At 66.3% G+C, this 26,976-nt stretch carries 31 protein-coding genes; 17 read left to right on the top strand and 14 right to left on the bottom strand.

Going from position 1 to position 26,976, the window contains the following annotated elements; genetic code table 11:
* Window positions 1-7: 7 nt before the first annotated feature.
* Window positions 8-1,396 carry an NAD(P)/FAD-dependent oxidoreductase gene (locus GFS60_RS30780; RefSeq protein WP_159927907.1) on the bottom strand — a complete coding sequence of 463 codons (1,389 nt, stop codon included), beginning with the start codon at window positions 1,394-1,396 and terminating at the stop codon, window positions 8-10.
* An 80-nt stretch (window positions 1,397-1,476) separates the two neighbouring features.
* On the bottom strand, window positions 1,477-3,567 hold the full coding sequence (locus GFS60_RS30775) for an ATP-binding protein (RefSeq protein WP_159927906.1): 2,091 nt from the start codon (window positions 3,565-3,567) through the stop codon (window positions 1,477-1,479).
* A 248-nt stretch (window positions 3,568-3,815) separates the two neighbouring features.
* Between GFS60_RS30775 and GFS60_RS30770 the strand changes: the two genes are divergently transcribed.
* From GFS60_RS30770 to GFS60_RS30755, 4 genes are read left to right on the top strand one after another with little or no spacing between them, the layout of a single operon-like run.
* Window positions 3,816-3,995 carry a hypothetical protein gene (locus GFS60_RS30770; RefSeq protein WP_159927905.1) on the top strand — a complete coding sequence of 60 codons (180 nt, stop codon included), beginning with the start codon at window positions 3,816-3,818 and terminating at the stop codon, window positions 3,993-3,995.
* A complete protein-coding gene (locus tag GFS60_RS30765; RefSeq protein WP_159927904.1) occupies window positions 3,992-4,582 on the top strand; it encodes a PRC-barrel domain-containing protein in 591 nt (196 codons plus the stop codon). The genes GFS60_RS30770 and GFS60_RS30765 overlap by 4 nt, the downstream gene beginning before the upstream one ends.
* Window positions 4,582-5,100 (top strand): PRC-barrel domain-containing protein, encoded by a 519-nt coding sequence (locus GFS60_RS30760; RefSeq protein ID WP_159927903.1) that lies wholly within the window; start codon window positions 4,582-4,584, stop codon window positions 5,098-5,100. Before GFS60_RS30765 ends, GFS60_RS30760 begins: the two co-directional genes overlap by 1 nt.
* Window positions 5,097-5,618, top strand: coding sequence for an SPW repeat protein (locus GFS60_RS30755; RefSeq protein WP_159927902.1), 522 nt, complete (start codon window positions 5,097-5,099; stop codon window positions 5,616-5,618). The genes GFS60_RS30760 and GFS60_RS30755 overlap by 4 nt, the downstream gene beginning before the upstream one ends.
* Before the next feature lie 290 nt (window positions 5,619-5,908).
* Here the strand turns inward: GFS60_RS30755 and GFS60_RS30750 are convergent, their stop codons facing one another.
* Window positions 5,909-6,181 carry a GlsB/YeaQ/YmgE family stress response membrane protein gene (locus GFS60_RS30750; RefSeq protein WP_159929039.1) on the bottom strand — a complete coding sequence of 91 codons (273 nt, stop codon included), beginning with the start codon at window positions 6,179-6,181 and terminating at the stop codon, window positions 5,909-5,911.
* Between the two features lie 651 nt (window positions 6,182-6,832).
* On the opposite strand from GFS60_RS30750, the gene GFS60_RS30745 reads away from it, so the two are divergent.
* Entirely contained in the window at window positions 6,833-7,477 is a 645-nt protein-coding gene (locus GFS60_RS30745; protein WP_159927901.1) for a superoxide dismutase family protein, read from the top strand.
* A 30-nt stretch (window positions 7,478-7,507) separates the two neighbouring features.
* Here GFS60_RS30745 and GFS60_RS30740 read toward each other — a convergent pair whose 3' ends face one another.
* Together GFS60_RS30740 and GFS60_RS30735 are read right to left on the bottom strand one after the other, a co-directional pair.
* Window positions 7,508-7,954: a hypothetical protein gene (locus GFS60_RS30740; protein WP_159927900.1), complete on the bottom strand. Its 447-nt coding sequence runs from the start codon at window positions 7,952-7,954 to the stop codon at window positions 7,508-7,510.
* Between the two features lie 376 nt (window positions 7,955-8,330).
* Window positions 8,331-8,486 (bottom strand): hypothetical protein, encoded by a 156-nt coding sequence (locus tag GFS60_RS30735; protein WP_159927899.1) that lies wholly within the window; start codon window positions 8,484-8,486, stop codon window positions 8,331-8,333.
* A 203-nt stretch (window positions 8,487-8,689) separates the two neighbouring features.
* On the opposite strand from GFS60_RS30735, the gene GFS60_RS30730 reads away from it, so the two are divergent.
* The 3 genes from GFS60_RS30730 (at window position 8,690) to GFS60_RS30720 (ending at window position 11,824) form a co-directional block, all read left to right on the top strand.
* Complete coding sequence (locus GFS60_RS30730; protein WP_159927897.1) at window positions 8,690-10,006, top strand: hemolysin family protein; 1,317 nt, start codon at window positions 8,690-8,692, stop codon at window positions 10,004-10,006.
* On the top strand, window positions 10,003-10,521 hold the full coding sequence (locus tag GFS60_RS30725; protein WP_236603562.1) for a hypothetical protein: 519 nt from the start codon (window positions 10,003-10,005) through the stop codon (window positions 10,519-10,521). Before GFS60_RS30730 ends, GFS60_RS30725 begins: the two co-directional genes overlap by 4 nt.
* 136 nt (window positions 10,522-10,657) lie before the next feature.
* A complete protein-coding gene (locus GFS60_RS30720; RefSeq protein ID WP_159929035.1) occupies window positions 10,658-11,824 on the top strand; it encodes an alpha/beta fold hydrolase in 1,167 nt (388 codons plus the stop codon).
* A 99-nt stretch (window positions 11,825-11,923) separates the two neighbouring features.
* Here the strand turns inward: GFS60_RS30720 and GFS60_RS30715 are convergent, their stop codons facing one another.
* Together GFS60_RS30715 and mihF are read right to left on the bottom strand one after the other, a co-directional pair.
* Window positions 11,924-12,367 (bottom strand): PRC-barrel domain-containing protein, encoded by a 444-nt coding sequence (locus GFS60_RS30715; RefSeq protein ID WP_159927895.1) that lies wholly within the window; start codon window positions 12,365-12,367, stop codon window positions 11,924-11,926.
* Window positions 12,368-12,831: 464 nt separating this feature from the next.
* Window positions 12,832-13,170, bottom strand: a complete 339-nt coding sequence (gene mihF / locus GFS60_RS30710; protein WP_268962670.1) for an integration host factor, actinobacterial type — start codon at window positions 13,168-13,170, stop codon at window positions 12,832-12,834.
* 246 nt (window positions 13,171-13,416) lie between these two features.
* Between mihF and GFS60_RS30705 the strand changes: the two genes are divergently transcribed.
* The 4 genes from GFS60_RS30705 to GFS60_RS30690 all read left to right on the top strand — a co-directional run bounded on the left by GFS60_RS30705 (window position 13,417) and on the right by GFS60_RS30690 (window position 15,097).
* Entirely contained in the window at window positions 13,417-13,833 is a 417-nt protein-coding gene (locus GFS60_RS30705; RefSeq protein ID WP_159927891.1) for a DUF3052 domain-containing protein, read from the top strand.
* Between the two features lie 160 nt (window positions 13,834-13,993).
* The gene (locus GFS60_RS30700) at window positions 13,994-14,236 is read left to right on the top strand and encodes a hypothetical protein (RefSeq protein ID WP_159927890.1); all 243 of its coding nucleotides are present in this window, start codon (window positions 13,994-13,996) and stop codon (window positions 14,234-14,236) included.
* A 21-nt stretch (window positions 14,237-14,257) separates the two neighbouring features.
* Window positions 14,258-14,623 (top strand): hypothetical protein, encoded by a 366-nt coding sequence (locus GFS60_RS30695; protein WP_159927889.1) that lies wholly within the window; start codon window positions 14,258-14,260, stop codon window positions 14,621-14,623.
* 75 nt (window positions 14,624-14,698) lie between these two features.
* Complete coding sequence (locus GFS60_RS30690) at window positions 14,699-15,097, top strand: hypothetical protein (RefSeq protein ID WP_159927888.1); 399 nt, start codon at window positions 14,699-14,701, stop codon at window positions 15,095-15,097.
* 202 nt (window positions 15,098-15,299) lie between these two features.
* On the opposite strand, the gene ectB is transcribed toward GFS60_RS30690, so the two are convergent.
* The 7 genes from ectB to GFS60_RS30655 all read right to left on the bottom strand — a co-directional run bounded on the left by ectB (window position 15,300) and on the right by GFS60_RS30655 (window position 21,856).
* Window positions 15,300-16,598 carry a diaminobutyrate--2-oxoglutarate transaminase gene (gene ectB, locus GFS60_RS30685; RefSeq protein WP_442972222.1) on the bottom strand — a complete coding sequence of 433 codons (1,299 nt, stop codon included), beginning with the start codon at window positions 16,596-16,598 and terminating at the stop codon, window positions 15,300-15,302.
* Window positions 16,565-17,506, bottom strand: a complete 942-nt coding sequence (locus GFS60_RS30680) for a phytanoyl-CoA dioxygenase family protein (protein WP_159927886.1) — start codon at window positions 17,504-17,506, stop codon at window positions 16,565-16,567. Before GFS60_RS30680 ends, ectB begins: the two co-directional genes overlap by 34 nt.
* A 604-nt stretch (window positions 17,507-18,110) precedes the next feature.
* A complete protein-coding gene (locus tag GFS60_RS30675; protein WP_230990280.1) occupies window positions 18,111-18,545 on the bottom strand; it encodes a MarR family transcriptional regulator in 435 nt (144 codons plus the stop codon).
* 363 nt (window positions 18,546-18,908) lie between these two features.
* Entirely contained in the window at window positions 18,909-19,370 is a 462-nt protein-coding gene (locus GFS60_RS30670) for an SRPBCC family protein (RefSeq protein WP_159927884.1), read from the bottom strand.
* A 656-nt stretch (window positions 19,371-20,026) separates the two neighbouring features.
* On the bottom strand, window positions 20,027-20,245 hold the full coding sequence (locus tag GFS60_RS30665) for a LapA family protein (RefSeq protein ID WP_159929033.1): 219 nt from the start codon (window positions 20,243-20,245) through the stop codon (window positions 20,027-20,029).
* 328 nt (window positions 20,246-20,573) lie between these two features.
* Window positions 20,574-21,323 (bottom strand): superoxide dismutase[Cu-Zn], encoded by a 750-nt coding sequence (gene sodC / locus GFS60_RS30660; RefSeq protein WP_159927883.1) that lies wholly within the window; start codon window positions 21,321-21,323, stop codon window positions 20,574-20,576.
* Window positions 21,287-21,856, bottom strand: coding sequence for an LGFP repeat-containing protein (locus GFS60_RS30655; RefSeq protein WP_159927882.1), 570 nt, complete (start codon window positions 21,854-21,856; stop codon window positions 21,287-21,289). The genes sodC and GFS60_RS30655 overlap by 37 nt, the downstream gene beginning before the upstream one ends.
* Before the next feature lie 304 nt (window positions 21,857-22,160).
* Here GFS60_RS30655 and GFS60_RS30650 point away from each other — a divergent pair, with 304 nt between their 5' ends.
* From GFS60_RS30650 to GFS60_RS30630, 5 genes are all read left to right on the top strand, one after another.
* Window positions 22,161-22,571 carry a PRC-barrel domain-containing protein gene (locus GFS60_RS30650; protein WP_159927880.1) on the top strand — a complete coding sequence of 137 codons (411 nt, stop codon included), beginning with the start codon at window positions 22,161-22,163 and terminating at the stop codon, window positions 22,569-22,571.
* A gap of 128 nt (window positions 22,572-22,699) precedes the next feature.
* Entirely contained in the window at window positions 22,700-23,944 is a 1,245-nt protein-coding gene (locus GFS60_RS30645) for a cation:proton antiporter (RefSeq protein ID WP_159927878.1), read from the top strand.
* Window positions 23,945-24,045: 101 nt separating this feature from the next.
* Window positions 24,046-24,570, top strand: a complete 525-nt coding sequence (locus GFS60_RS30640; RefSeq protein ID WP_159929031.1) for a DUF421 domain-containing protein — start codon at window positions 24,046-24,048, stop codon at window positions 24,568-24,570.
* 99 nt (window positions 24,571-24,669) lie between these two features.
* Window positions 24,670-26,004, top strand: a complete 1,335-nt coding sequence (locus GFS60_RS30635) for a DUF2254 domain-containing protein (protein WP_159927876.1) — start codon at window positions 24,670-24,672, stop codon at window positions 26,002-26,004.
* Between the two features lie 77 nt (window positions 26,005-26,081).
* A complete protein-coding gene (locus tag GFS60_RS30630) occupies window positions 26,082-26,969 on the top strand; it encodes a potassium channel family protein (RefSeq protein ID WP_159927874.1) in 888 nt (295 codons plus the stop codon).
* The last annotated feature ends 7 nt before the right edge of the window (window positions 26,970-26,976 follow it).

Below are 26,976 nucleotides of genomic sequence, written 5' to 3'. Positions count from 1 at the left end.
ATGCCGGTTATGGGGCGTTCACCTCACTGGCCTGATCCGGTGCTCGGTGGCGGGCGGTCGGGCCGGGGTGAGGCAGGTTCTGCCGCAGAACGCGGAGCATGTTTCCCGGGCTCATCAACCGTTCGGGACGATCGATCAGGGCGGCGACGCGGAGGAAGGCGGTTGCCAGCACGGGATCGTGTGCGGCCGCGGCGTGCAGCCGCGGGATGTAGGCGTTGGCGATCCGTACACCGAGATTGCGATCTCCGACCACCTCCGGGAAGGCCAGGTCCGCTCCGACCGACAGACGCCAGGGTACGTCGACCACCTTCGACATGTCGCGGAAGAACGCCCGTGCGTCCGGTTCCGGCCCGCGGTTCAGGTGCCGGCGTAGCGTGATGGCCTCGAGCGCGGCCACGGTCATGCCCTGCGCGTAGATCGGGTTGAAGCTGCAGAAGCCGTCTCCCGTCACGAGGAACCCGGCAGGAAGTCGGGCCAGACGCTCGTACCTGCGGCGGATACTCGCCGGAAATCGGAACGAGCGGGGTTGCTCGATCGGGTCGGCGCCCCGGATCGCCACGCAGAGATCCGGAAGACGCAGTGACCGGGCGAAATCGAGGAAACCGTCCGGGTCGGTGGGGGGATAGTCGCCGAGCATCCCCATCAGCGTCACCAGGAAGCGGTCACCCTCGAGCATTTGCAGGGCCCCTCCCCGGGGAGCATCGGGTGTCGGACCGATCACGACTCCGAGGTCGCTGCCCAACCCCGCCGCCGGGGCCCGATAGATCCGGGTCGCGTAGCCCAAACCCACATGCACCTTGTCCTCGGCCGGCTGTTCGAAGCCGAGCTCGGTCAGCCACCTCGGGGCGCGTGACCCCCTCCCGGTCGCGTCGACGATCAGATCGGCATCGAGCACCTCCTCGGCGCTGCCGTCGGCATGCCGCACCACCCGGACACCGGTGACGCGGTGGCGGTTGGGGGCGGTGACCAGGCCCAGGGACTCGCAGCGGTCCACGATGGTGACACCGGGCAGTTCACTCACCCGGGCACGCACTCGGTCCTCGAGGAACGGCCGGCTGGCGCTGACGACGGTCATTCCGCTCTTCGGCTGCGGAAACCGGTACCCGCTCAGGCACCAGCGCACGTCGCGCACGTTGTCGAGCGTGGGGGCCCCCTGCCCGATCAGTTCCGCGGTGAAACCGGGGAATAATTCCTCGAGAACCTGTTGACCGCGTTCGATCAGGACATGGGTGTGGCGCCCCTGGGGCACACAGCGGCGCGGGACCGCGTTGGCTGGGAGGTGATCGTGATCAACCACGATCACCTGCGAGTACGCCTCGGACAGCACCCGGGCTGCGAGTAGGCCGGCGATGCCGGCGCCGAGCACGACTGTCCGGTGTCCGATGTGCGTTGTCATGGGAGCCTCCTCGGGGATGTGGCCGACGACTACGAGGAGAATGCGAGAATTCGGTGCTCAACCACCAGTCCGATTACTGCTCACTTCTGTTCACTTCTGGGCCCGTAGATTTCGCGATCCCACAACCACGAGACGATCTGTGCGACACCTTGGGTGAGGTGACGCCGATATGTGCTGAACGGCAACCCGAGCATTTCGGCGGCGGCCTCCTGGGTCGCGGCCGGGCGCAGATACGTCCGGTCCACCGCGCGTACCAGTTTGTCGTCGCGGGGATCGCCGGCCAAGGCGTCCACCGCGTCGCGGAGCACCGAATCAAGTTCGGCGACATCGGGTTCAGCGCCGACGCGATCGCAGACGAGCCGGGTGCGCATCAACGGATTCCGCCGAAGCAGGTCGGGGCGGTGCCAGTCGTGCAACGCCTGCCGGACCGCCTGCTCGAACTCGGGCTGGGACAGCACCAGCACGTGCGCCGCCGGCAGGGCAGGCGCAGTGGGATTCTCCGACAGTGCGCGAACCGCGACCTGCTCGAACCAGGCATCGACCGGGACGCGCCGGAAGTCGTGCGCGAACAACCCGTATCGGCGCGCACCGACCTCGAAATCGGCACCCTCGGCCCGGGGAAGGTCGGCGACAGCGAAATACTCGTTCCACCGGTCCGGTTCGGCCAGGGTGAGGAAGTCCCAGGACAGCAGCGGGGTGCACAGGTACCGCTGCATGGTGATGATCGGGATGGCGTTCAGGGTGGGCGACGGGTCCTGGTAGGTGCTGCCGTCGACCACGAACCGCGTCAGGGTGATCGCCTCCCCACTTCTCGGCGGCGCATGCGCCCGGGCGAAGTTCCAGGCAGCCGCGGCACCGGGATCCGCGGCCAGGTCGTCGGAGGACGCGCGACTCAAATCGAGGAGGCCGAAGAACCCGCGCGCGCCGCCGTCGGGCCGGCGCACGATGAAGAACCCCTCGGGTTGGCGGACGAACCACGCGGCACAGATCTCTGCCGACTCCGCCCCCTCATGTGAGCGGACCATCCCGACGATCGTCTCACGGTCCTCCTCGCGTGCAGGCTCCGGATAGTGATGGCCCCACGAACCCCAGTCCACCGGGGAGAGGACCCCGGGCAAATTCCGGAACACGAACTTCAGGTCGAAGATCACCCGCTGCTGTTCGCGCCCGCTACACAACGTCAGCCTGCGGCGGAGGTGCCGCCACACGCGATGAAACACGGTCGTGTAGGAGTCGAGGTCGCGCCACCGCAGATCAGCATCCACGACGTCGCGGGACAGGTCGTGCGGGAACAGTCCCTCCGGGCCGGCGTCGACGAACGACAAGTGCCGCAGCCAGGCGAACACCTCGTGCGCGTCGTCGAGTTCGAGGACGTCACGCAGCAAGGATTCGGTGGTCACCCGGGCGAGGGCGCACACCTCGAGCGCCCGCCGGTGCACCGGACTGGGCACCACATCGATGAAGCGTTGCATGAGCACCCCGATGAGGTCGGGGGTCAACGGGTCGGCGGCGACCTCACCGCCCCGAGATGCGACATCGGCCACCAGCGACAACGCCAGCGGGTGCCCGTGGGTGATCTGGCAGATCCGCTCGTGCACCTGCGGCGGCACCGCCACCTCACGCAGATACTGGCGGCACTGCCGCGGGGTGAGGTTCCGCATCGACACCACGCGCAACAGATCGCACCAACCCGCATCGGCCCGCCACTGCGGGCTGGGCGGCGTCCGGGACGCGATCACGGTGAGCGCCGTCGCGGGCAGACGGGGCAGCAACCGAGTACGCACCCAGTCGTCGATGGGCGCCAGCACCTCATAGGTGTCGACGAGGACGCAGAGTCGTTCCTCGCCGCGCGCGATCGCCCCGGTGACGGGCACCTCGACGGTTTCGCCGAGTACGTCGAGAACAGCGGTGGGGGAGGGGGGAAGGTCGCGGCCGTCGAGCCGGACGACCGTGGCACCCGCGTCTGCCGCGATCTCCGCCAGCACGTCGAGCAGTGCCGTCTTCCCGATGCCGCCGGGGCCGTGCAGGTACAGCACCGACAGCTGCTGATCGGCCGACTCCAGCCTCGCCCGAACCAATTCACGCTCACCCTCGCGGCCGACATAGGTCCGGCGTCGTCGCACCTTCAGAACGTCTCCGAGAGGTGTCGAAGGCGGCGAAATGCCCTCCATGAAACCCATGTTAGGAGCAGCCCCGTGTCCGCACAGGCATGATCTGGATGCCCGGCGATCGCGCAGTCCTGCTGTTTCACCTGTCGCCCACACGAAAAAGGGTATGGCAGAACACAATAGCCCTTTCCGGACGCCGGTCCGCCACCAGCGGTGAAAACGCGACCTTTTCGAGAGCCCCGGCCCGCGGTGCGGAGAGTACGCTCGAAAACACCTGGTACATCGGTCCCCCGAAGCGGAGGGTGATCTTGATGCAGTGGTGGAGTTGGCTGATCGTGATCGCGGCGGTGGTCGCGGTGATCATCGGTGTGCTCCTGCTCGTGCAGGCCCGCCGCCGCGCCGGTGGCGTCATCATCGCCCACCCGGACCACCCGGACCACCCGGACCACCCGGACCACCCGGAGGACGCCGGCGGTGGGGGTAGGCGATGAGCGTCCTGATGCGCTGCAGCGAGATCATCGCCCGCCCGGTGGTGACGATGGCCGGTGAGGCCGTGGCCCAGGTCAAGGACATCGTCTATGCGCCCACCGGCGGTCAGGTCGCCGGGTTCACCCTCGCCGGGCGGGGACCGTTCTCCGGCCCCCTCGATCGGGGACTGGGGTGGGAGCGTGTGGCCGCGCTCGGCGCCGATGCGGTCATGATCGCCGACGAGGATGCGTTGGGCCCGCTGACGGGTGCCCTCGCGCATGCCTCGTCCCGCCGCGGATCCGGCAGCGACGTCCTCGGCGCCGAGGTGCTCACCGACACCGGCACCGCGCTCGGCGCCGTGGTCGATGTGATCGTCGAGGTCGGCGACCCCGCCAGCGGACGGTGCGATGTCGTGGGCTACGAAATCGAATCGTCGCAGGCCGTGCGGGGCAAAGGAACCAAAATGCTGCTGCCGCTGCCGGACACGCTGGCCGCGTCCGGGGAACATCTGATCGTGCCGGCGAGCGCGACCGGTTTCGTCCGTGACGACCTGGCCGGGTTCGGTGCCGCCGTCGACGCGTTCCGGACGCAACTACGAGGTGCATCCTGATGCGTTTCTCCGCCGCGGTGGGCCGGCAGGTCGTCGGCTCCGACGCCGCCGACACGATCGGGCAGGTCGCCGGATTCGTGGTCGACCCTGCGGTGCGGCGGGTGGTCGCGGTGCAGGTGAAAAAACCCGGAGAAGGCACCATGGTGCCGTGGGCGAACATCGGCACATTCGGCGACGATGCCGTCATCGTCGGCGGGCCGGACGCGGTCGGTGAACCCGACGCGGCGATCGCCGCGCTGACCGGCCGCGACCACACCCTGATCGGCAAACGGGTGCTGACCACCGCCGGAACGAGTGGGGCACCGTCGCCGACGTCGATTTCGATCCCGGCTCCGGGGCGATCACCGCCCTGCTCGGCTCCCTCGGGCAGGTGGCGGGGGTCCGCCTGGTCGGGGTCGGCACCTATGCCGTCGTCGTCGACGTCCACTGAGATGTCCCGCCGCGCGCTTCACAACCGCAGAGCCGGGCCACCACCCGAACCCCGGGACAATCGGGAAAATCGACAAGGAACGACATGATCCGCAGCCACCACCCACCGACCGGACCGCTACCCCTGATCGAGGCGAGCGGCCACCGCGGGTTCGTCGAACGGCTGATGTTCGATCCGGCCGAACGCCCCGATCGAAGCGCCCGCTGGCACCAACGACTCCCCGGCCCACAGACCCCAGGCATGGTCAGCGCCATCACCATGCTGTTCGGCGTCTGGGTCGCGATGTCGCCGTTCCTCTGGCACGAGCCCGGCACCGACTTCTTATCCCCCGCCCGCTGGAACGAGCTCCTGGTCGGATCCGCCCTCGCTGTCCTCGGCCTCGTCCGGTTGACCCGGCCGCTGCGGGTGCTGACCGCGACCGCTGCCGGTGGGCTGGCCGGGGGCTGGTTGATCGTCTCCCCGCTGCTCTTCGACTACGGATTCGGTAGCGGGGCCACCCCCGCCACCATCAACGACGTCCTCATCGGTGTGACCGTCCTCGCCGTCACAGCACTCGGCCACGTCGACGCCCGCGCCGCCCTCACCACCACCGGCGACACCGGGTGACCCGACCACGATGGCCGCAGCAGGGGATTTGACCCGCGCTGCACAGAGATTGCCGCAAAGATCTTGCCGGCTCTTCCGGTGTTACGTGATTCCGGCACCCGAGATCAGGATGATCGCCGAAATATCACCACCCGACGCGCACTGGGCGACGATCCGCAGCAGGCCCTGGTTTCGTCGACCACGTCGGAGCCCGACTATGTGCCAGCATCTCCGCACAGGGGAGCCGACCGCCCGGGTGGTCCACAGCGTAGCGATCGACGGGGGCGGCAAGGTCCGATTCGGCGGCGCTGTTAGCGGTGTGTGCGCCGAGCCATGACGGTTTTGACCACGAAGAGCAGGATCAGAGCTCCGAACAGGCAAGTAAGAAAGCTGAATATCAGTCCCCTCCCTGCGACGTCGACACCGAACAGCCCCACCAGTAGCCCACCGAGCAGCCCGCCGGCGACGCCGACCGCGATGTTGAGGACAATGCCTTGTTGGGCGTCGGTGCCCATGATCTTGCTACCGATCCATCCGGCCAGTCCGCCAAGGACGATCCAGCCGATGATTCCCAATCCGAGCATCATGCGATCCTTTCCCGCTGCCCCACGCGGTCGTCGTACGGTGCGGTGCCCGTCACATCCGATTCAGGTGGCCTCTCTTGTGCGGGTACCCCGGGACATCCCGGCACATGCGTGCGTCATCAACGGATCCGCAAGCGATGGCATCCACGCGGTGACCGAGGCGTCGGATAGTGCCGCACACCATCTCTCCGCAATCACGGGAGAGATCGCGAGCTTCTGCCACGGTCTCTGCAGTGAGAGGGACCCGCGAAAGCGGGTCCGCGGCCGCTCGTGGAGAACGTCGCCCGATAACACCGAAACGCCCGCTGACACCGACGGCTGGCCGACCGGGACTTCCTCGTGTCCGTCGAGAGGCATGGTCGGTGCCGTCACCATGCTGTTCGGGGTCTGGGCGGCGATGCCCCGGTTCCTTTGGCACCAGCATGGCAGCGAACTTCGTGATCCCGCTCGGTTGGCACGAGTTCGTGATCGGGTCCACGCGTGCTGCCCTCAGTCTCGTCCGGTTGACCCGGCGCTGCGGGTGACCGCCACCATTACTCGGGGACGCGTCGGAGCAACTTACTTCTTCATCCCGTGCCGCGGGTTCCTGGCCGGCAAATCGAGTTGCGATGTCGTGTGATTCCAGCATTCGCCGTGGGGTAATCGCCGAATATGAGCACACCACGAGCCGCCCTGATTGCGGGCATATCCCTGACCGCGCTCGTCGCCGCGGGGTGCGGCGACGACGGATCGACCGAGACGGTCGAAACACCCCCCATGTCCGCCGAAACCACGACGAATACCGGTATCCCGACTCCGCTGCCCGGCACACCGGGCGCGGCGTTTCAGTTGCCTGGGGAAGTCGGCGATGACGATAACGCCTTCACTTACGACGAAGCCGCCGTCCCCGTGGGTTCGACCGTGACCATCGACTCCGAGGAGCAGGACGGCCGCACCACGGTCACCCTCGACGCGACCGGCCTGGCCCCCAACCGCGACTTCGGTGTGCATGTACACACCCAACCGTGCGGGCCGGCACCCTCGGATTCGGGACCGCACTATCAGAACGACGTCGATCCCGCCGCCACACCGCAATCCCCGTCGTCGGATCCGGCCTACGCGAACCCGCAGAACGAGATCTGGCTCGACATCACCACCGACGAAAGCGGCAACGCGCAGGCGACGACGACCGTCGACTGGGAAGTGCGCGATAACGAGGCCCACTCGGTGGTGCTGCACGCGCAGCGCACCATGACCGGTCCCGGCCAGGCCGGAATGGCCGGTGACCGGCTGGCCTGCATCGACGAAAACGTCTGAGCTGCGCGCACACCGTCGAACGCCCTCGACTCAGGTGGCCGGTCGTTCCTTCGGCACCAGCAGGGCAAACAGCGCGACGATCAGGCCGCCGCCGGTGAGGTACAACCCCCAGCGGCCGCCGAGCAAGGTGTCGTAGTTGTCGCGGACGAGATCGCCGAAGCGGTCGTAGAGCCGCCACCCGAATACCGCAATGGTGCCGACCCCGACGAGCACCGCCAACCAGCCGGCCGCGTGAGAACCCACCACGGCGGCGACCAGCAGCAGGACCGCGGCCACCAGCAGCAATACCGTCATCGACCGGTAGAAGTCGACGGCCTGATCCTCGACCTGCTCGACGGTGAACCCGGCGGAGAATCCGTCACGCAGATCTACGAGCGCGACGTTGCTCGGCTGTATTTCACCGGCGACGGGAAGGAACGCGCCGACCGCGACCGCGATGGCACACACGAACAGCACCAGATGAACGAAGGTGCGCATGGGCGGTCTCCTCTGTGGGCCGACGAGGCGCGTGAAGCGTCATGGATCGGAACATGCCGAACGCAAACCACGGAACCTCTTGTGGAGATTGCGGGACCCGGGCAGCAGTCATCCTTCCACAAACACCCGGCAGCGGCGTCAAGATTCGATACCCGTGGCAGGCGTCGTAGGGGTTGAGACTGACGGCTCTGCTCAACCCGACAACGACAGGCGCGCCCGGTGCCGGGCGCCACCGAGTCGACTCCCATCACGCTCCGACAATGACAGGCGAGCCCCGGTGCCGGGCGCCACCGAGTCGACTCCGCATCACGCTACCTGCCCGTATAACCGGCGGGGTGTCAACGGTGTCCACGAGGTGACGCGTCGAAAACCCTGTTCACGGATTGTCGTCGCGGTAGAGGCGCCAGAACCAGGTCCCGCTGACGAGCAGGCACCCCAACCCCGACCCGAAGGCCCCGACGACCATCATCATCGTGCCCGCCGCCACCAGCACGAGCACACACACAACCTGGATCAGCACACTGAGCGGCACAGATGCGAGCGTGGCGGAGAATCGGCAACGTCGCAACCCGCGCTCGGCCGTAAAACGGGACGACATCACCAGCACCGCCAGGTGTCCGATTTGTCCGGTTTCGTCGTACACTGAAGCCCGCCAGGAGCTGATCACGGACTCCGTGGAGGAAGGGACATGGGCAACCGTCACAGACCCCGGCCGATCCGATCCAGGCTGCCGCGATGAACGACACCGTGGTCAATGTTGCATTGGTGCTCCTTTTCGTGCTGGTCGGTGGCGTGTTCGCCGCCACCGAAATCGCGTTGGTGTCACTGCGGGAGGGGCAGATCCGGCGCCTCGAGCGGCGTGGTGGCCGCGGCGCACGCACCGCTGCGTTGGCCCGCAACCCCAACCGGTTCCTCTCCGCGGTGCAGATCGGTGTCACGGTGGCCGGATTCCTCTCCGCCGCCTACGGCGCCTCGACCATCGCACCCGCGCTGGTGCCGACGTTCCGCACATGGGGTCTGCCGGCCGCGGCCGCCTCGGGAACCGCGTTGATCGGCACCACCCTGGTGATCTCCTATCTGTCGCTGATTCTGGGTGAGCTGGTCCCTAAACGCATTGCGCTGCAACGCTCCACCGAGGTCTCCCTGCTGACGGCGCCGACACTGGACCGGTTCGCCACGGTGATGCGTCCGGTCATCTGGTTGCTGTCAGCTTCGACCGACCTGCTGGTGCGCCTGGTAGGAGGAGACCCGAAAGCGAAAGGGCAAGCGATCACCCACGAAGAACTGCGGGACCTTCTGATCGGGCACAGTGCGCTCGCCGAGAGTGAACGCCAGATAGTGTCGGAGGTGTTCGATGCCGGTCAACGCACCCTGATCGAGGTCATGCGCCCACGCACCGACGTCGACTTCCTCGCCGCCGACACCCCACTCGCCCGGGCCCAGCAGCAGGCGCTGCACTGGGGGCACAGCCGGTACCCGGTCACCGCAACCTCACTTGACGATGTCGTCGGATTCGTCCACACCCGCGACCTGCTTCTTGCCGACGAGCATCACGCCACCACCGCGGCGGACATCTGCCAGCCGGTGCTGCAATTGCCCACATCGAAACCGGCGCTGGCGGCTCTCGCCGAGATGCGGCGAGGCAATCATCGGATCGCGATCGTCGTCGACGAGTACGGCGGCACCGCCGGGATCGTCACCCTCGAAGACCTCGTGGAAGAGATCATCGGCGAGATCGGCGGCGAGGCCGATGATCTCGGCCCACCTACCGCCTCGGACTCGACTCGCCACCCGAATCGCCAACACGTCGACGGGCTCTTGCTCATCGAGGATTTCGAGACCGCCACCGGCATCGCGCTGCCCGACGGCCCGTACGAGACGGTCGCGGGATTCCTGCTGCACAGGCTCCAACGCGTACCCCAACTCGGTGACAGCATCACCTTCGATGGGCACAGACTCACCGTCAGCGCCCTCGACGGCCGCCGCATCTGCCGCGTCCGCGTCTCCCGCTGCACCACCACCCGGAACGCGCACGACCCGGAGAAGACATGAACCTGAACGCTCGTGTGCGCCGTCGATTCAGCCACATCCACGACCATGCCCGGCGTCGGAGATCAACCGATCACCCCGAACCACCGCCGCACCCGGCGGCCCCGGCACGAACGGCGGCGCCGGCCGCGGCAGCCATTCCGGGTGATACCCGACCTGCGACCGGTCGGCGACACGGCCGAACCTGGAGGTGGATCCTCGGCGCGCACGCGGCCCTGGTGGTCGGGCTGCTCCTGCTGTTCCTACTCGTCGCCGAGCTCGCATCCCCCACCGACGGCGCGAACATCGGTGCCGGGATCCTGCTCTTGCCGTTGCTACCGCTGGGGCTGCCGTGGTCGCTGCCAGTGATCCTCGACCCCTACCGTTTCGATTCCGCAGCCCAAACCTTCGGGTATGCGCTCTACTGGGGCCCGGCTCTGCTCAACGTCGCCATCGACGGCCTCCTCTGGGTGGTGTGCTCGCGGCTTCGCACACAACACCGGCCGCGCATCGAGCTCGGTGACGGCCTGGGCCGATGACGGTGGCGCTGGAGCGCTACGCATTTTTGCCGCAGACACAGGGAACGCGTTCCCCTGCCAAGGGTCCTACAGTGAAAGAAAAGCCCCACCGACCTGTCCCACGCTCCCGCCCACCGTGCCCGTTGCACCGATTCCCATGCCTGCCTTGCTCCCACGCCACCGCACCACCGTCGCCGACTACAGCGACGAGCGCCGCCGAGCACGGTTGCGACAGACCCGAACCGGGCATCACTGGGTCCGGTTCGGGCGCACCCGCCGAGCGCTGGTGTGGCTGGCGGTGTGGGTACTGGTACCGGTGCTGTGCGCGAGCAGTGTCTACTGGATGCGTGACGTGCTGCCCCAGCAGGTCCGGCTCGCCACCACTCAACCGCAGATCCACCCGGTCTATGACGCCCAGCAGTCGTCGGAACGGGACACCGCGGTCGTCGAACTGGTCGGACTGGGCAACCTCGATGCCACCCGCACGGCCACCTCACTGCCCACGCTCTCACGCATCGGGCAGGTGTGGGCGGTGCGCTACGACAACAGCGGTATCGACACCAAGGTAATCAGTGACCTGATCACCACCCATGCCCGCGACCGAAATGTCGGCTCCGTCGTGGTATCCGGGCACAGCATGGGCGGCGTCATCGCCCTCGAAGTCGCCGAACACCTCTACCGCGACACCGATCTGGCCGTCGACGCGGTGATTCTCGATTGCACGCCCCTCGATCTGCACGCGGTCCGCGCACAGAGCCGGGACGCCGGCGAAGATTTGCTGAGGTGGATCGGCTGGATTCCCGGCGCCCGCGAAAGTCGGGTGCTGCGGCTGTTCGTGGAGGTCGCCGCCCGACAGCACCGATTCGTCGACCCCTCGAGTTGGTACCCCCGCATCGACCCGTCCGAGCTGCGTGAGGTTCTCGGCGAGGTCCTGCGCGAGAAGATCCTCTCTCGGCGGGCGGCGAGCAATGGGTTGATCGAGTCCCAATTCAGAGTCATCGTCGCCTCCGGCGCCATCGACAACCTCGATGCGCTCGCCGCACCGCGCGAGCCCAAACCCCGTCCCGCGATGGTGTTCCTGCGTCCCCGGGTCGCCGCCGCGGACCGGGTCGTCGACGTCGACTACAGCCAGCGCATCCTCATCGACCACTCCGGCGGACCGGAGGGCACCCTGCTGGTGGTCAAACTCGACGGCACCGGTCACGCCAACCCCAACCAGCACCCGGTCACCTACAACGAGGCGATCGCCGACCGCATCGTCCCCTTCCTACGATCTACCTCCGCCGCCCAGACCCCCCAATCGGCCGCCGTCGGCGAACCCTGACCAACCGGAGCGCCGGCGCCCTGCAGATGTCCCGGGCATGCAGACGGCGAGCGTAGCGCTCGCAGGAGTACGCCCCGACCGAAATCGCCGGTCCGGGGACTACGTGGTGGTCGAGGGCCACGGCGGTGGCGGCGGCGGATACGGGTAGACATACCCAGCTGCCCAGAACGGGACGTACCCGTAATGCTCGTACAGGCGCCGGTAGAAGTCCGAGACCGGCATCACCTGCGGGTCATAGGGGTCACTGCCGGCGACGTGTTCCTTGCTCCGGTCGAGGTGGACCGCGTCATCGGTGATACGGGTGATCGCGTCCACCGGCACCAGCCGGGCGGTCTTGCCGAACCCGAGGAACCCACCCGAGCCGATCCGCAGGAACCGCACCTTCCGCTCCGCCTCGTCGACGATCAAACCCTCGATCGTCCCCAGCGCGTGTCCGTCCCGGTCGTAGACGCTGCGCCCACGGATGTCCTGGGCCGGATGCTCGAGCATCAGGGCGGCCTCGTCCAGATCGATCAGCGTGCGCTGGTTCTCGCTCTCCGTCATCTGCCTCAGTCCTTCGCCGTCATGCCCCACCCCGGCCCGCGGAGGACCGGGTCACCGCGCTCCGAATTCCCACTTCGCCAGCCTGTCAACCCGAGACCATGCGATATCAACGCCACTGCAAGTATTGCCCGCTACAGTTATTCGGTGATGCATTCTCCTGCCGCGGTCGGGCCTCGGTAGCAGATGCGGGTAGTAGAGTGGGTCGTGATGAGTGCGCCGGGAGCCGAGGTGAACCGATCGGCTCGGCTCGCCTCCTACTGGCAACGGCGCATCGACACCGAGACACGGCCCGCTCGCCGGGTACCCGCCCGCTGGGGCGAACCGACACAGCGAATCTCGCTACTGGACTACTATCGGTCCCTTTGCAATCTTCTCGCACCCGTTCCGGATGATGGCGACGGCCACCGCAGATAGCGCCGAGACCCGCCGTCTGCCTCTCGTGGTGTGCGGCATCTACACGCGCGCTACCCGACCGAATCCGACCGCCATCGAATCGGGTACTCGGTGATCTCGGTCAGCGACCGGCGTTGCCGCTCGGTCAACGCCCCCACTCGCCGGTTCTCGGCGATTCCCGCCCGCGCGAGCAGCACCCGAGAACCCACCGGTCCCACCCCGGGCAACGCGCGCAACACCGCCTCCACCTTGGTCCGTGCCAGCGCACGCTCGGCCTGCGCCGCAGCGAGGAGCCGCGGCACGGTCCACCGCCCGGCGGAAATCTCCGTGAGGGCCCGCGCCCGCACCGTCCTGGCTTCGAGCGCGACCCGGCGCGCGTCGGCACGTTGTTCGGGCGACAGATCCGGCACAGCCAAAGCCTTCACCACCTTTTCGTTTCGCCGTCCCGGCACGTGAACGGACGGGAATCGACGGCAACAGTCGAATCGGACATTTACGACAACTCGACAATATGGCACTATGCAAGAGTTGCATAAGCGGGGTCTGCGGACGAGAGGTCCACGGGCCCGCCAAGGTCTCGGGGTGGCGATGACCGCGCCCGGGACTGCTGCCTGGCGCACCATGGCACACCCGAGAAACGCACGACCCTGAGGATGATGACCGACCGACAACGCCCCGCACCCGCCACCGGGAACCGGCTCGGCGTGCACTCAGACATGCTGATTGCCGAATTCGGCTACCGGGAGGACGTCGACCACGAATTACGCGGTGATATCCGCGAACTCGGCGGCACAACCGTCACCGGCGACGATCTCGACGGACTCGCCGACGCTGCCCTGTTGTGGTGGCGACAACCCGACGGCGACCTGACCGACGAACTACTCGACGCACAGACCCTCCTCGGCCCGGACGGGTACGTGTGGTTGCTGACCCCAAAAACCGGCCATGACGGCTTCGTCGACCCGAGCGTGATCGCCGAGGCGGCCGAAACCGCCGGTATGACCCTCACCGCGACCCTCGACCGACCGGATTGGCTGGGAGTGCGCCTGAGCCCGCCACGACATCGAGCCTGAGCGTCATGGAGCCGGAAATCCTGCGGTGCAAGGAGCAGGGCCTCGTAACCGCTGACACGAGCACCGGTTTTACGCCTCGGGGGGTCGGGTAACCCCGGAGGGTAGACCTCCTGGCTGTCTATGCCACGACGCCGAACGAACCCGGAAGGGGCTGAGAGGTATGCCCACCTGCGAGACTTGCGGCAACGACTACGACAAGGCCTTCACCATCACCCGCGGGGACCGGTCCGCGGTGTTCGACAGCTTCGAATGCGCCGCCCAGGCGATGGCGCCGCAGTGTGCGCACTGCGGCTGCCGCATTCTCGGGCACGGCGTCGAAGCCGACGACACGATCTACTGCTGCGCGCACTGTGCCCGCGAATCCGGGCACAGCGCACTCGCCGACCGCGCCGCCGGTAGCTGAAGCAACCACAGGTCGTCCGCCATGACCGAGGACGTCGAGAAACGCTGGTCCGACGGGGCCACCTTCCGCCGGGCCGCGCGCTATGCGGGCGTGGTAATCGGCGCCGCCCTGACCGTCATGGTGGTCACCGTCGTGTGGGCGGCCGCCGGGGAAACGGACGAGTGCACCGGCGCCCAGACGATGGTCTGCTCCACCGCGGGCCGCTACATCCTGGCCTTCGTGCCCACCGGCATCCTGCTCCTCGGCGGTCTCGGCGCCTTCGTCCGCGCCTACCGCGCATGGCGGACCGGGGGCACCTGGCCGATCTGGCACGGCACCGGCTGGGCGCTACTGGTATTCATGCTGATCTACCTCGGAATCTCAGCCCGCGTATTCGCCAGCACCTAGACAGCCCGTGCCGGCGCACTACCGGTTGCCGGTTGGCAGTGTTTGCCGCCCCGTAAGGGTGGTAACCCTGCGCTCATGAGGTTCGCCCGCGCGTGCGGTGTCGCCGCCGCCCTGTGGGTGCTGGTTGCCTGCGGCTCCGGCACAGACACCGAATTTCGTGACACCACCACAGCTTCCCCTGAGACCGCCGGCACCCAGGACGAGAGAGACCGTGCCGCCGAAATGGCCCGCTACAATGCTGATCTCGCCGCGTTCGTCGCCGCATTCCGTACCCGCTATCCCGAGCTGGCCAGCAACCGCAACGACGACTCGATCGCGCATATCGCCATCGAACCGTGCATCGATCTCGCCAACGGCGCCGACGAGCCGACCGTGACCGCGACGATCACAGCGCAGGCCGAAAACCGGGGCACCCTACCCACCCCGGAACAGACGCAGCAGATCTACCGCCTGGTAGCACCCATCTGCCCGTGACGACGTCGTACCGTGGACGGTGACGGCATCTGGGGACGACACCACGAGCGACCGAAAGACACGGGGTACCGCGGTGCGGGGCGCGCAGAATAACCCGCAGCTGTGTCGGACCAGTGATGCAGACGAGCCTCCGTGCTCCGTGCTCACCGGAAACGCGATCAGCCTGACGAGAACTACGACGATCGCCAAGACCGATGCGGCATCAGCGGTGGTTGGTGGCCGCGGTCGCCGCGTCGGCGAGCATCCGGACCCCGTATGCGATCTCGTCGTCGGTGGCGGTGAGGGGCGGCAGCAATTTGACGACCTCGTCCCGGGGGCCGGAGGTCTCGACCAGCAGACCGTGTTCGAAGGCGTGGGTGCTCACGCGTGCGGCCTGCGCGGCGTCGGCGAAAACGAGTCCCTGAACCATCCCGCGACCGCGGGAGGACACGGTCGGGAGTGTGGCAGTGAGATCGGTGAACGCCGCGCTCATCATGTCGCCCCGGTGGCGGGTGGCATCCTGTAGGCCGTCGTCGGCCCAATAGTGTTCGAGCGCGGCACGCGCCGTGACGAAGGCGAGGTTGTTGCCGCGGAACGTCCCGTTGTGTTCGCCCGGCTCCCAGATATCGAGATGCGGTTTGAGGAGTGTCAGTGCCATGGGCAGGCCGTATCCGCTGATCGACTTGGACAACGTGACTATGTCGGGTTCGATTCCGGCGTCCTCGAACGAAAAGAACGGGCCGGTTCGTCCGCATCCCATCTGCACATCGTCGACGATCAACAGGATGTCGCGGTCGCGGCAAAGTTGGGCGAGCGCCCGCAGCCATTGCGGCCGTGCGACATTGACGCCGCCTTCGCCCTGCACCGTTTCGACGATCACCGCTGCGGGCTTTTCCAGCCCACTCCCGGAATTTTCCAGGGCACGCTCGAGCCAGTGGAAGTCGTCGACGGACCCACCCAGATAGTGGTCGAACGGCATCGGGGTCGTATGGACGAGGGGTACGCCGGCGCCGGCACGTTTCATCGAGTTACCGGTCACCGCCAGCGCGCCCAGTGTCATCCCGTGGAAGGCGTTGGTGAAGCTGATGACGGTTTCACGGCCGGTGCATTTTCGCGCCAGTTTGAGCGCAGCCTCGACGGCATTCGTTCCGGTCGGCCCGGGGAACTGCACCTTGTAGTCGAGATCGCGGGGCCCGAGGACCACACGATGGAACGTTTCGAGGAATTCCCGCTTGGCGACGGTATACGTGTCGAGCGAGTGCGTGATTCCGTCGCGTGCGACATAGTCGACGAGCGCGGATTTGAGCACCGGGTTGTTGTGCCCGTAGTTCAGCGATCCGGCGCCGGCGAAGAAGTCGAGGTATTCGTGCCCGGTCTCGTCGGTCAACCACGAACCCGACGCCGTGGCGAAGATGGTCGGCCAACGCCGGCAGTAGCTGCGGACCTCGGATTCGAGTTCGTCGAAGACGGAGGGGCGTAGACCGGCGCTCACCGGCGGTTCCCACCCTCGCGCGTGGCACAGATGTCCGCGGCCGTCGACGACTCGACAGCCGCCATCCCGGTCGCAGGGGGACGTTTGGCGAGAAAGGACGGACGTGGGACCGAGCCGGAGAACGGTCGGTCGATCGGATTGTCGACACTGTTGAACACCACGAAGATGTTCGCGCGCGGCAACGGGCTGATGTTTCCGCCCGACGCATGCAGGGCGTTGCAGTCGAAGACCGTCATCGATCCTGCTGCGCCGGTCAGCACGTCGATGCCGTGGCTGTCGGCCATGTCGGCGATGATGTTTTCGGCGGGGGCACCGGCCCGGGGGGCAGTGGTGACAAGGGACTCCCGATAGTAGTCCTCAGGGGTGGCGCCGGCACACTGCACGAACGAACGATGCGTTCCGGGCATGATCATCAACGGTCCGTTGTAGGTCTCGTTGCGGGTCAGGGCGATCGACGCGCTCACCGCGCGGGGGTGCCGCATTCCGTCTTCGGCGTGCCAGGTCTCGAAATCCGAATGCCAGTAGAAGGCGCCGCCGTGAAAGCCCGGTTTGTAGTTCAGTCGGCTCTGATAAATGTAGACCTCGGATCCGAGGATCTCTCGGGCAATGTCCTCGGCACCGGATTCGGCGACCGCGTCCCGCACGATGTCGCTGAACTCGACGATGTCGAAGATCGACCGCACCGCGCTGGTGCCTTCTTCCCGGACGATCCGTGCATCGCCGCGAACGTCCGGATCGTTCTGGAGCCGGTCGATCTCGGCGAGACAGTTCTCGACGGACTCGGTGCTGAGCGCGTGGTCCTGCTGAAGATATCCGCGTTCGGCGAAGAGCGCCACATCCGGCGTCGTGGACGTGCCCCACACGACGGGGTGCGGACGTTCGAGCACCTGCGGTCTCCCTGACACGCGGGACGTGTACGGATCGGTCATCGTGGTCATTCCAGCAGCACCTGCATTTCGATGTCGGGACCGGGCGGTGCGTCGTCGTACCGTCCGGCTCGTCAAGGTCACCGGGCGCTCGCCGCACGGCGACACAGCGGATCCGGTGTCGTGATCTGCACAGCGACGTTTCCCGACCCATGTGGACCTGCGCCCGCGGGTCGGGGCGAATCGCCGTGCGGATGAAAAGCCCAGCTCAGTGCCGCGCTTTCGTCGTTACGTTCGGACTCCTCTCGCCCGCTCGGCACGACCGAGCGGTTTCGCCGTTACAGCAACAATTGCATAGTGCCATATAAAAACTATGTCGCAAATGTCCGTATTTCCTCGCAGGCGCCGATACAGGTCGAAGGTTCGGCGGTAGCGTCGACCCCTGACCGCCAGCGTTCCAGTTCGACGACTCGACGTGCACTGAGCCGGCGAGTGGAAACCTCAGAGATCGGGGATGACCGCGGCACAGTTCCAGCCGACCGCAGTCCCCCTACGGGTCGCTATCTGCAAATTGAAGGCCGCTATCCAGAGAACGAGAGCTGACGGCAGGGCCTCCTCGTTGCGGTGAACCACCGGGCAGTGCCGCACGGGGCAGCGGCTGCGCCGCCCGAGGCGATCACACCCAGTACATATCCAGGGAAGTCTGCGCGTCCGGTTCCGCGCCGGCCGCGGTGAATGCTTTCAGTGCCCGTACCAAGCCGACGCGGGTGGTCGGTGGCATCTTCTCGACCACGGCTGCGATCTCACGCCGACGGCGGGTCGTGACCTCCCGCACCACCGCCGCGCCACGTCTGGTCAACCCGACCATCAGCTCGCGGCGCGAGTGCGGACTGGCTTCCCGCGTGATCAGGTCGGCGAAGACAAGTCGATCGACCATCCGGGTAGCGGTGGACGGCTGCACGTCGAGATTTTGTGCCAGCGAGGCGAGGTTGATCGGGCCGTGGGTTTCGAGGACGACCAGGACCCGGAACTGCGGAATAGTGATCGAATCGTCCACCGACGCAATGGAGCGGGCCGACAGCGACACCAGCAGGCGCGACGCCGTCAACATCGCGTCTGTTATCGCGTCGACGGTCTCCACCGGGCCTGTTGCAGTGCCCGTAGCCGGCTTGGTCTTGGGACTGTGCTGAGTTACCCTCCGTGGCATCTTCCTACCATGCACCCTCACGGCAACAATTGCACAGCGCACGCCTGCTGACTCTCGGTTGCGCCGATTCGGTGGCTCACGAACGGTGGCCGAGTTACCGTGGAGGTGGTGCCGCCGGCTGATGGCGAGGGGTCGTCACATCGGTCGCGGCGCCGCACCACACCCGCGCGGGTTGCGACAGACCGGTCTGGGTTGAATGGATCTTCCGAGTGCCGTCCGAGCGCGGGGCAGAATGCAGCTGGTAAGGCTCGACCACCCTCGTATGCGTCAGGTTGTGGGCCGGTCTATGTCGCCGCGCCATCCGGTGGTGAGGGTGTCCTTGTCCTCGACGAAGATTTTGAATCTCTTCATGTCGTCCTTGACGCGGCGATCGAGGACACCGAGTGCGTCTGCGACATTCTCGACGAACCCGTCAGGGTCGATGTCCATTTGCGCCGTCACCCGGGTGGTGGTGTCGCTGAGGCGGTGAAAAGTGATCACCCCGGCATGGGTCGGCCCCGAATCGGACTTCCATGCCACCCGCTGGTCGGGGTGTTGTTCGGTGATGGTGGCGTCGAATTCGCGGAGATGACCGGACACGTCGATCGTCCAGTGGGTGTGGGTGTCGTCGATCTGCCGGATTTCCTCGACCCCTTTCATGAACTGGGGGAACGATTCGAATTGTGTCCACTGGTCGTAGGCGACGCGAATGGGAACCTCGACGTCGATGGATTCGGTGATGATGCTCATAACGAGCGGATACCCACACTGGCGCCGGCCACCACGCTGATCTGTGAAGGCCCACGGTCTACAGTGCCGCCGAGTGTGGTTCGTGCAGCACAGGGCAAGGGATGAACGCCGGTGTGCGAGGTGGGGCCTATTCGGCCGGAGGGCGTCTTTCGCCCCTCGGGCCAGGCGACTCACTGCCGACATCAAAATTATTCTCTGGGTTCGGCCGCGCCGCTGCCTGGTCCATCCGATCCAGGTGGGACTTGATCCATTCGGTGCTCGCGGAGGTGGAGGTACGCAGTGTTCTGAAGGTGTCGGTCATGAAGTCCGTTTTCCAGTCCTCGGGTATATCTGGGAGCCTGCCTGGGGTAGGTCTTGACACCCACGGTACGGGCCCGGGCACACATTTCAAGGCGAAGATGGTCGAGACCGAGGGGACGTCCTCACGGCGGGGCGGCACCGCCTGGTCGGTGTTCTGCAGAGGTAGATCCAGGACACCGGCAGCGCGACATCGGCGCCAGTCTCGGCCTCCGGGAGTGGGCCGGGCGCACGGGTGAGGGCGCGCCGTCGCTGCTTACCTGTACGAGACGAAGCCCGGCGCAATACAGCTCGCGTGTGCTCCAGGTGGCTACTCGGCAGTGCGGGCCCCGGGAGGCCGGGCTGCTTGGCCGCCCGGCTCAGCGTTTGTTGTACGCGTGTCGCAGTTGCCAGATCCTGGCACCGCCAACTAAAGCCATCACCAACAGTCCGGCGATGGCGGCGAACAGCAGGGCGATGCCAAGTGGCAGGGAGAAGTTCCAGCCGAGGAAGGTAATCGCGGTGCGCTCGGTGTTCTGAAGAATGAAGATCAGCAGAGCGAGGAGGATGAGTGCGCCGACGGTCACCGCCACCCACATCCTCCCGGTTCGCGTGGGCGCCAAATCTACTTTGGCGGACGTGGGTGCGGTAGTGCCGCGATCATCGGCATCCTTTCTCGCGGAATTCGGTTCATCCGCAGTCGGATTGCCACCGGGTCCTTTCGTAGTCACCTTTTACGCTCCTTTGCCATCATGTGGCCTGCCGCCGAATCGACAGGCTCGTTGTCTTCCATCACAGGATGGTCCCCAGATTCCCGTGGAGAAGCGCGGCGACAACATACAGCGCGATCGCCAGGGGATAGTACGGATTCATGATTGTCACCTCTTCATGTTTCGGGCGGGGCACCGTCGACCGAGGGAGTGCGTTTTACTTGATGACCGCGCACGCGACTCGGGCACCGGCGTCACCGGTCGACAGCGTGTGCTCGTCCGGGACCGGAGCGCCCGGCAACGAATAGCGGGTAGGGATGTTCGCGAAGTTGTCCGGGTCGGCGTGGACGATCACTGCCCGCCCTTGCCCGTCATTGCGCAGATCGTCGAGGGTGAACGCCTCCGACGAGGTGACCAGAGTTCCGGTGCCGCCCTCGCGAACGTGGATCGAGGTCAGGTCGCCACTGGCGGGGTGGCCCGTATGGCCGCCGACCTGCATGTGTCCACCGGCGGACAGGAAATCGCCCGGCTCGCCGCCGCCGGGCGGTGTCGGGTCGGGTTCGCACAGTCCTCGTTCGTGAATGTGGAAGCCGTGAAAACCCGGCTCGAGACCGGAAACCTCGGCTCGGACCTCCACGAAACCGGCCCGTTCAACGAAGGTCACCGTCCCCGCAGGTCCGCCGTCCGCGTCGAGAAACCCGGTGGAGAGGACATTGCCGCCCGGTGAATGGCCAGGGTGGCCGGGTATCTCACCGGTGGTCAATGGGGCAGGAGAACCGGTCCACACCGGTGGGACGGTTCCCGTCGTCTCGGTGGGTTCAGCGTCGGTCGAGCAGCCAGTCACCAGTACGGCGGCAACAAGGACGGCAAGAGTGGGCGCAGGTAACCGTTTCCGGAGGGGCGGGGCCGTCCGGGAAGGATCACTGCCGGTCAGGACGTGATGATTCGGTTGCCCTCGTCGAGCCATCGGATCCAGCCTCCCTGGAAGTTGGTTTGCCGGCCGCCGGAAATGTCGAACTCGTCGGTGGTGGAGAACCCGAACCGGCCCTGTTCGAAGCCGTGCCGACCCCATTCGTCGAAGATGGCGCCATACACCGGATGAGTGCCCGCGGCGGAGGCATAGATGTTGCCGTGCTGGAACCGGTTGAATCGTCCCGCATCGCCGGGCGTGGAAAGCTCGCCGCTGACCGGCCATCCGACCGGCGAAGCGGGACCACCGTCGCCGGCATATTTCTTTCCGATGTCGCCGTAGACTTCCCACGCCCCGGTGTCGCTGGTCCAGTACATCGCGCCGTGCTCGAAGTCTTGTATGCGGCCGCCGTCGACCTGGTATTCGTCACCGGTGCAACGGCCGAGGGGACCGGCCTCGGCGCCGATTTCGGCATAGCGGGTACCGATCGCACCGTGAGGGCGGCAGTAGTCCGGTTCGTCGGATCCGCAGGCCACTAACGTTGCGGCACAGACACCGACCACAGCGGCATAGGCGATCCTCCGGAACATCTGCTCCACCTCCCATCGTCGTTTGTAGGGTCATTGGTGGTCTGCCCGAGGCGTACCCCCACGCCCATTCGGATAAACCGGACAAATCGCCCGACGCTCGTCGGTTGACATCGCGTCCGAACCGCGGAAACGTGGCAGGTGCCGGGACGGTTTCGACGCCGGTCCCGCCATCGGCGTGCGGGTACCCACCATTCCGTTACAGGCCGTGGCACCGTCGGCACCGCCTCGACGGGCATCGATCACCTCGGATCAATCGTCCTGGCCTCCAGGTTATTCGAGCGAACCACGAGAAAAGGAGAGGCAGATGGAAACAGAAAACTACCCCACGCTGATCGATCTCGACGACACGACATTGACACTGGCGAATCCGCTCGAGGACATCAGGGGGGAGAAGGTGTATGACCGCGAAGGGCACGAGATCGGCAACGTCGACGGGCTGCTCGTCGACGAGCAGGAGAACAGGGTCAGATTCCTGCGGATCGGTTCGGGTGGATTCCTCGGACTGGGCAAGACGAAAAGGTTGATACCCGTTGATGCGATCACCCGGCGAGAAGCCGGTGAAGTCCACATCGATCGCACCAAGGACAACGTTGCGGGAAGCTCCCCCTACGATCCGGAACTCGAGAACGCGCCCGAGTATTACGCGGGCCTGTACGGCTACTACGGGTACATGCCGTTCTGGGCGCCCGGCTACGCCCCACGGGGCCGCTGGTAATACGCACTGTGCCGATGCCGCAACCACACCGGCGCGTTGACCCCGACACTCCCGGCCCCTCGAGGGGAGTATCGGTATCGCTCCTCTCGCCGGGGTGAGCGAGACCGCACTCGGGGTACCCGTGACGAATGAAGCTCGATGTCGTACTCGCGGTAGTCGGGGTGCTCGGGGTCATGGTGGCGGCGATATCGGCCAAGATGCGTCGCCTGCCGATCTCGGAACCTCTTCTCGGCCTTGCCGCGGGCGTGCTGTTGGGGCCGCACCTCGCCGGGGCCCTCGCGATGCCCCCACTCACCGTCGAGCACACCCTGTTACACGAGGTGAGCCGGATACTCCTGGCCATCTCCGTGATGGCGGTCGCCTTACGCTATCCGATCCGCGACATTCGCCCCCGGGGGCGGGACGTGGTCATCTTGTTGATCATCGCGATGCCCGTGATGGCGGCCGTCTCAGCCGGGTTGGCGTGGGCCATCCTCGGCCTGCCGATAGCGGCGGCGTTGCTGTTCGGAACCGCGCTGAGCCCCACCGATCCGGTCTTGGCGTCCAGTGTGGTCACCGGCGATGCAGCCGAAGCAGATCTGCCTGCCCGCGATCGCCAGATCCTGTCCCTCGAGTCCGGGGCGAATGACGGGTTGGCGCTACCACTGGTCATCGTCGCGATCGCGGCGGCGGGGTCACTGTCCGCGGCCGAGGCGGTGGGCGAATCACTGTGGCAGATTCTCGGTGCCGCCGTGATGGGCGCGCTGATGGGGTGGCTCGGTGGGCGGGCACTGCGCTCGGGTGAGAAGCATGGGGCGACAGCGCATGCACCGGCACTGTTCTTCACCGTTGTTCTGGCCTTGGGCATTCTCGGGATCGCCGGCCTGATCCACGTGGACGGAATTCTGGCCGTATTCGTCGGTGGACTTGCCTTCAATCGCACCGGGACGGGCGCCGAACGGGCAGCAGAGGTACCTATCGATGAGGCCGTCAACCGCTTCGCGGTGTTGCCGTTGTTCGTGTTGCTCGGGGCGGCATTGCCGTGGTCGCAGTGGGGTGAGCTCGGTTGGCGTGGCCCGGTTCTTGTACTGGCGGTGCTGGTGTTGCGGCGAATTCCGATCGTGCTGTTGCTGCGACGGCCGCTGCGTCTACCGATGCCCGATGCCCTCTATCTCGGTTGGTTCGGCCCGGTGGGTGTGTCGGCGTTGTTCTACCTGACGCTGGAAGCGAAACGGATCGGCGTGCAGGACACGGTCCTGGCGGCAGGTTCGCTGGTGCTTGTCTGCAGCACAGTCGCTTTCGGTGTGACCGGAGTGCTCGGTCGGGTGCTGTACCGGCGGGCCACCGCGCAGGGCAAGCAGGTCACTCAACTCGGCGACTCCGCTCCGAGTTGAGAAGTGATGAGATCCTGCGTGGTATCGAGCGTGCACTGGGCGTGTCGGTTCCGGTTACCGCGATGCGGTTTCGTGCGGAAGCACTCGGGTACGCCGAGAGGATGTGGTTCGACTCGTGGTCCGATATAGCCCGCACGGCGGTGGTGGGTTCTGCCGCGTATGTTGCGTTGATTGCGATACTCAGGTTGTCCGGCAAGCGAACCCTGGCCAAGCTCAATGCGTTCGACTTCGTGGTGACGGTGGCGCTCGGTTCGACGCTGGCGACGATTCTGCTCAGTTCCGAGGTGTCGTGGACCGAAGGGGTCATGGCGCTGACGGTGTTGGCGGCATTGCAGTATCTGGCTGCGGCAGTGTCCTCCCGCGTGCGCCCGATTCGGGCGGTGATGACGGCCGCGCCGACGCTCCTGCTGATCAACGGGAAGTTATTGGACGATGCACTGGCCGCGCAGCGGGTCACTGCGGCCCAGGTGCGCCAGGCGATTCGCGGCTCGGGTGCGGGGGACATGGCCGCCGTCGCGGCGGTAGTCCTCGAATCCGATGGGAGCATGAGCGTCATCTCCCGCGCCTCGGTCGGTGATGGTTCGGCACTCTCGGATGTCCCTCGATGGCCATCGCTGAGCCAGTGATCCTGCTTCCCGGAGAGAGTCCCATGATGCACTTCAGACCGCTCACCCCACGGCTGTCCGCGGCATGTCACGGCAATCATCCCCCGGTGGGCTCTTAGAATGGGGGGATCTCGCCGACGGTTGTTCGCGGACGCCGTACACACGCGTCTGTGGCCGATTCCCGCAGCCGCCGTCACCGCCGCACTCATCGCCGGTATTTTCCTCCCGGAACTCGATGCCGTCGTCGACGACACGCTGCCGCCTACGGCAGTAAACCTCCTGTTCGGCGGCAGCGCCGATGCGGGACGCGAGGTCCTCGGGGCAATCGCCTCGTCCCTGATCACCGTCACCGCGTTGACGTTTTCACTGACCCTGGTGACGTTGCAATTGGCCAGCAGCCAGTACACGCCGCGGCTGCTCCGTACCTTCGCGGCCGATCGTTTCGTCCAACGCACGCTCGCCCTGTTTCTGGCGACGTTCGTCTATGCACTGACGGTACTGCGCACCGTCCGAAGTGGCAGCGGCGACGACCCTGCTTTCGTCCCCAGGATCGCGGTCACCTTCGCGTCCGTCCTGACCATTTTCAGCGTCGTGGCCCTGGTGCTGTTTCTGGCGCACCTGGTACGCCAGATTCGCATCGAAACGATGCTCCACCATGTCTATACCGACAGCATGGATGTGGTCCGGCGCCTCCTCGGTCCCCGCCGCGGCGGGGACGGCAGCGCCACCAGACTACCGTCGACACCATCGCACCCTGTTGAATCTGCTACGTCGGGATTCCTGGTCAGCATCGACGAACAGGCGCTTCTTCGCGCCGCCGCCGACGCCGGCGTGGTGATATGGATGGACCGAGCGGTCGGGGATTTTCTCGTTGCCGGTACACCGATCGCGGACTGTCATCCAGCGGGCCGCGGTGATCCGCTCGACCCGCAGAGCTTGGATGCTCTGCGCGAACGGGTGACCCGTTCGCTCGGGACCGGTCTCGAACGCACCGCCACCCAGGACGTCGGGTACGGGTTGCAGCAACTCGTCGACGTCGCGATCAGGGCCTTGTCACCGGGAATCAACGACCCGACCACCGCGATCCATGCGCTCGGTTCCTGTTCTGCCCTGCTGTGCGAGCTGGCCGGATATCAGCTCGGCCCTGTGACACTCGACGACGAGGCGGGCACCCCACGCGTGCGGTTGCAGCGCCCGACCTGGCCCGAACTCCTCGATCTCGTGTGCAGCCAGCCACGGCGTTACGGTGCCCAAGATCCGGTGGTGCTGGGCCGACTGCTGTCGCTGCTACGCGAAGCCGCCTGGCACACCGCACATTCCCATCACACGAGGGCAATCACCGACCAACTCGACCGGATACAGCGCACCGCTTCTCAGCAGAACTTCGACGCCGCCGAGCGCAGAGAACTCGACACACTCGCCCAACACCTCCGCAACACCCTCGAGCGGCGATGAACCACTCATGAGAGGACTGTTCCGACAGGATAAGTACACACGTCGGCCGTCTTGCCGGGTAAGGAGCACCGCTACCGATGACATGGCCACTGACCGCGGTCGGCTCTCTGCTCATCGGCGCAGCCCTGCGTGACATCTTCTCCACCCTGTGGCACCCGCGCGGACTGGGCACGATCTGCCGGTTGCTGTTTTCCCTCGTCTGGCGTGTGCTCGGTGCACTCGACGGCCGAGGCAGACTGCTGAATTCAGCGGGCCCGGTGGCCATGGTGAGCACAGTGCTGGCGTGGTCGGCGATGATGGTGCTGGGATGGGCGGCGATCTATCTGCCCCATATGCCCGACGGCTTCTACTTCAGTACGGCGCTACCACCGACGGTGGCATCCGAACCCGTGGCGGCACTCTACCTCTCGCTCGTCACCGTCGCGACGCTCGGATATGGAGATATCACTCCCGCCTACCCCGCCCTGCGGATGCTGATCCCGGTCCAAGCCCTCATCGGGTTCGTCCTGTTCACCGCAGCGATCTCCTGGGTGCTGCAAATCTATCCAGCGCTGAGCCGACGGCGCGCGGCCGCGCAACGTATCACCATGATGGCCGACACGGGAGTGGTCGCGGTTCTCCCACGCGTTGAGCCGGGGACGGCAATACAATTACTCGGCTCGGTGACCGAAGCCCTGACCACCATCGAGCTGGATGTGATGCAGTACCAGGAAACCTACTTCTTCCGGGACGCCGAACCCGCCCTCTCCCTTGCCGCTGCACTCTCGTTCGTGCCCGAGTTGGCGGCCGCGGGATCGAGCTCCGCCTGGAGGGAAGTGCGCTGGGCGGCGGACATGCTCGACACCCAGGCAGAGCGCCTCGCCCGCCGCCTCGACGCCCAGTACCTCCATACCGGGGCAGGGACACGCGAGGTATTCGACGCGTTCGCCCAGGACCACCGGCACCGCCCGCTGTTCCACCGGTAGGCACGCA

The organism is Rhodococcus sp. WAY2, from assembly GCF_009859915.1.
GTDB lineage: Bacteria > Actinomycetota > Actinomycetes > Mycobacteriales > Mycobacteriaceae > Rhodococcus_F > Rhodococcus_F oxybenzonivorans.
Note: the sequence above shows the minus strand (reverse complement) of the source record. Positions and strands in the feature narration are given on the sequence as shown.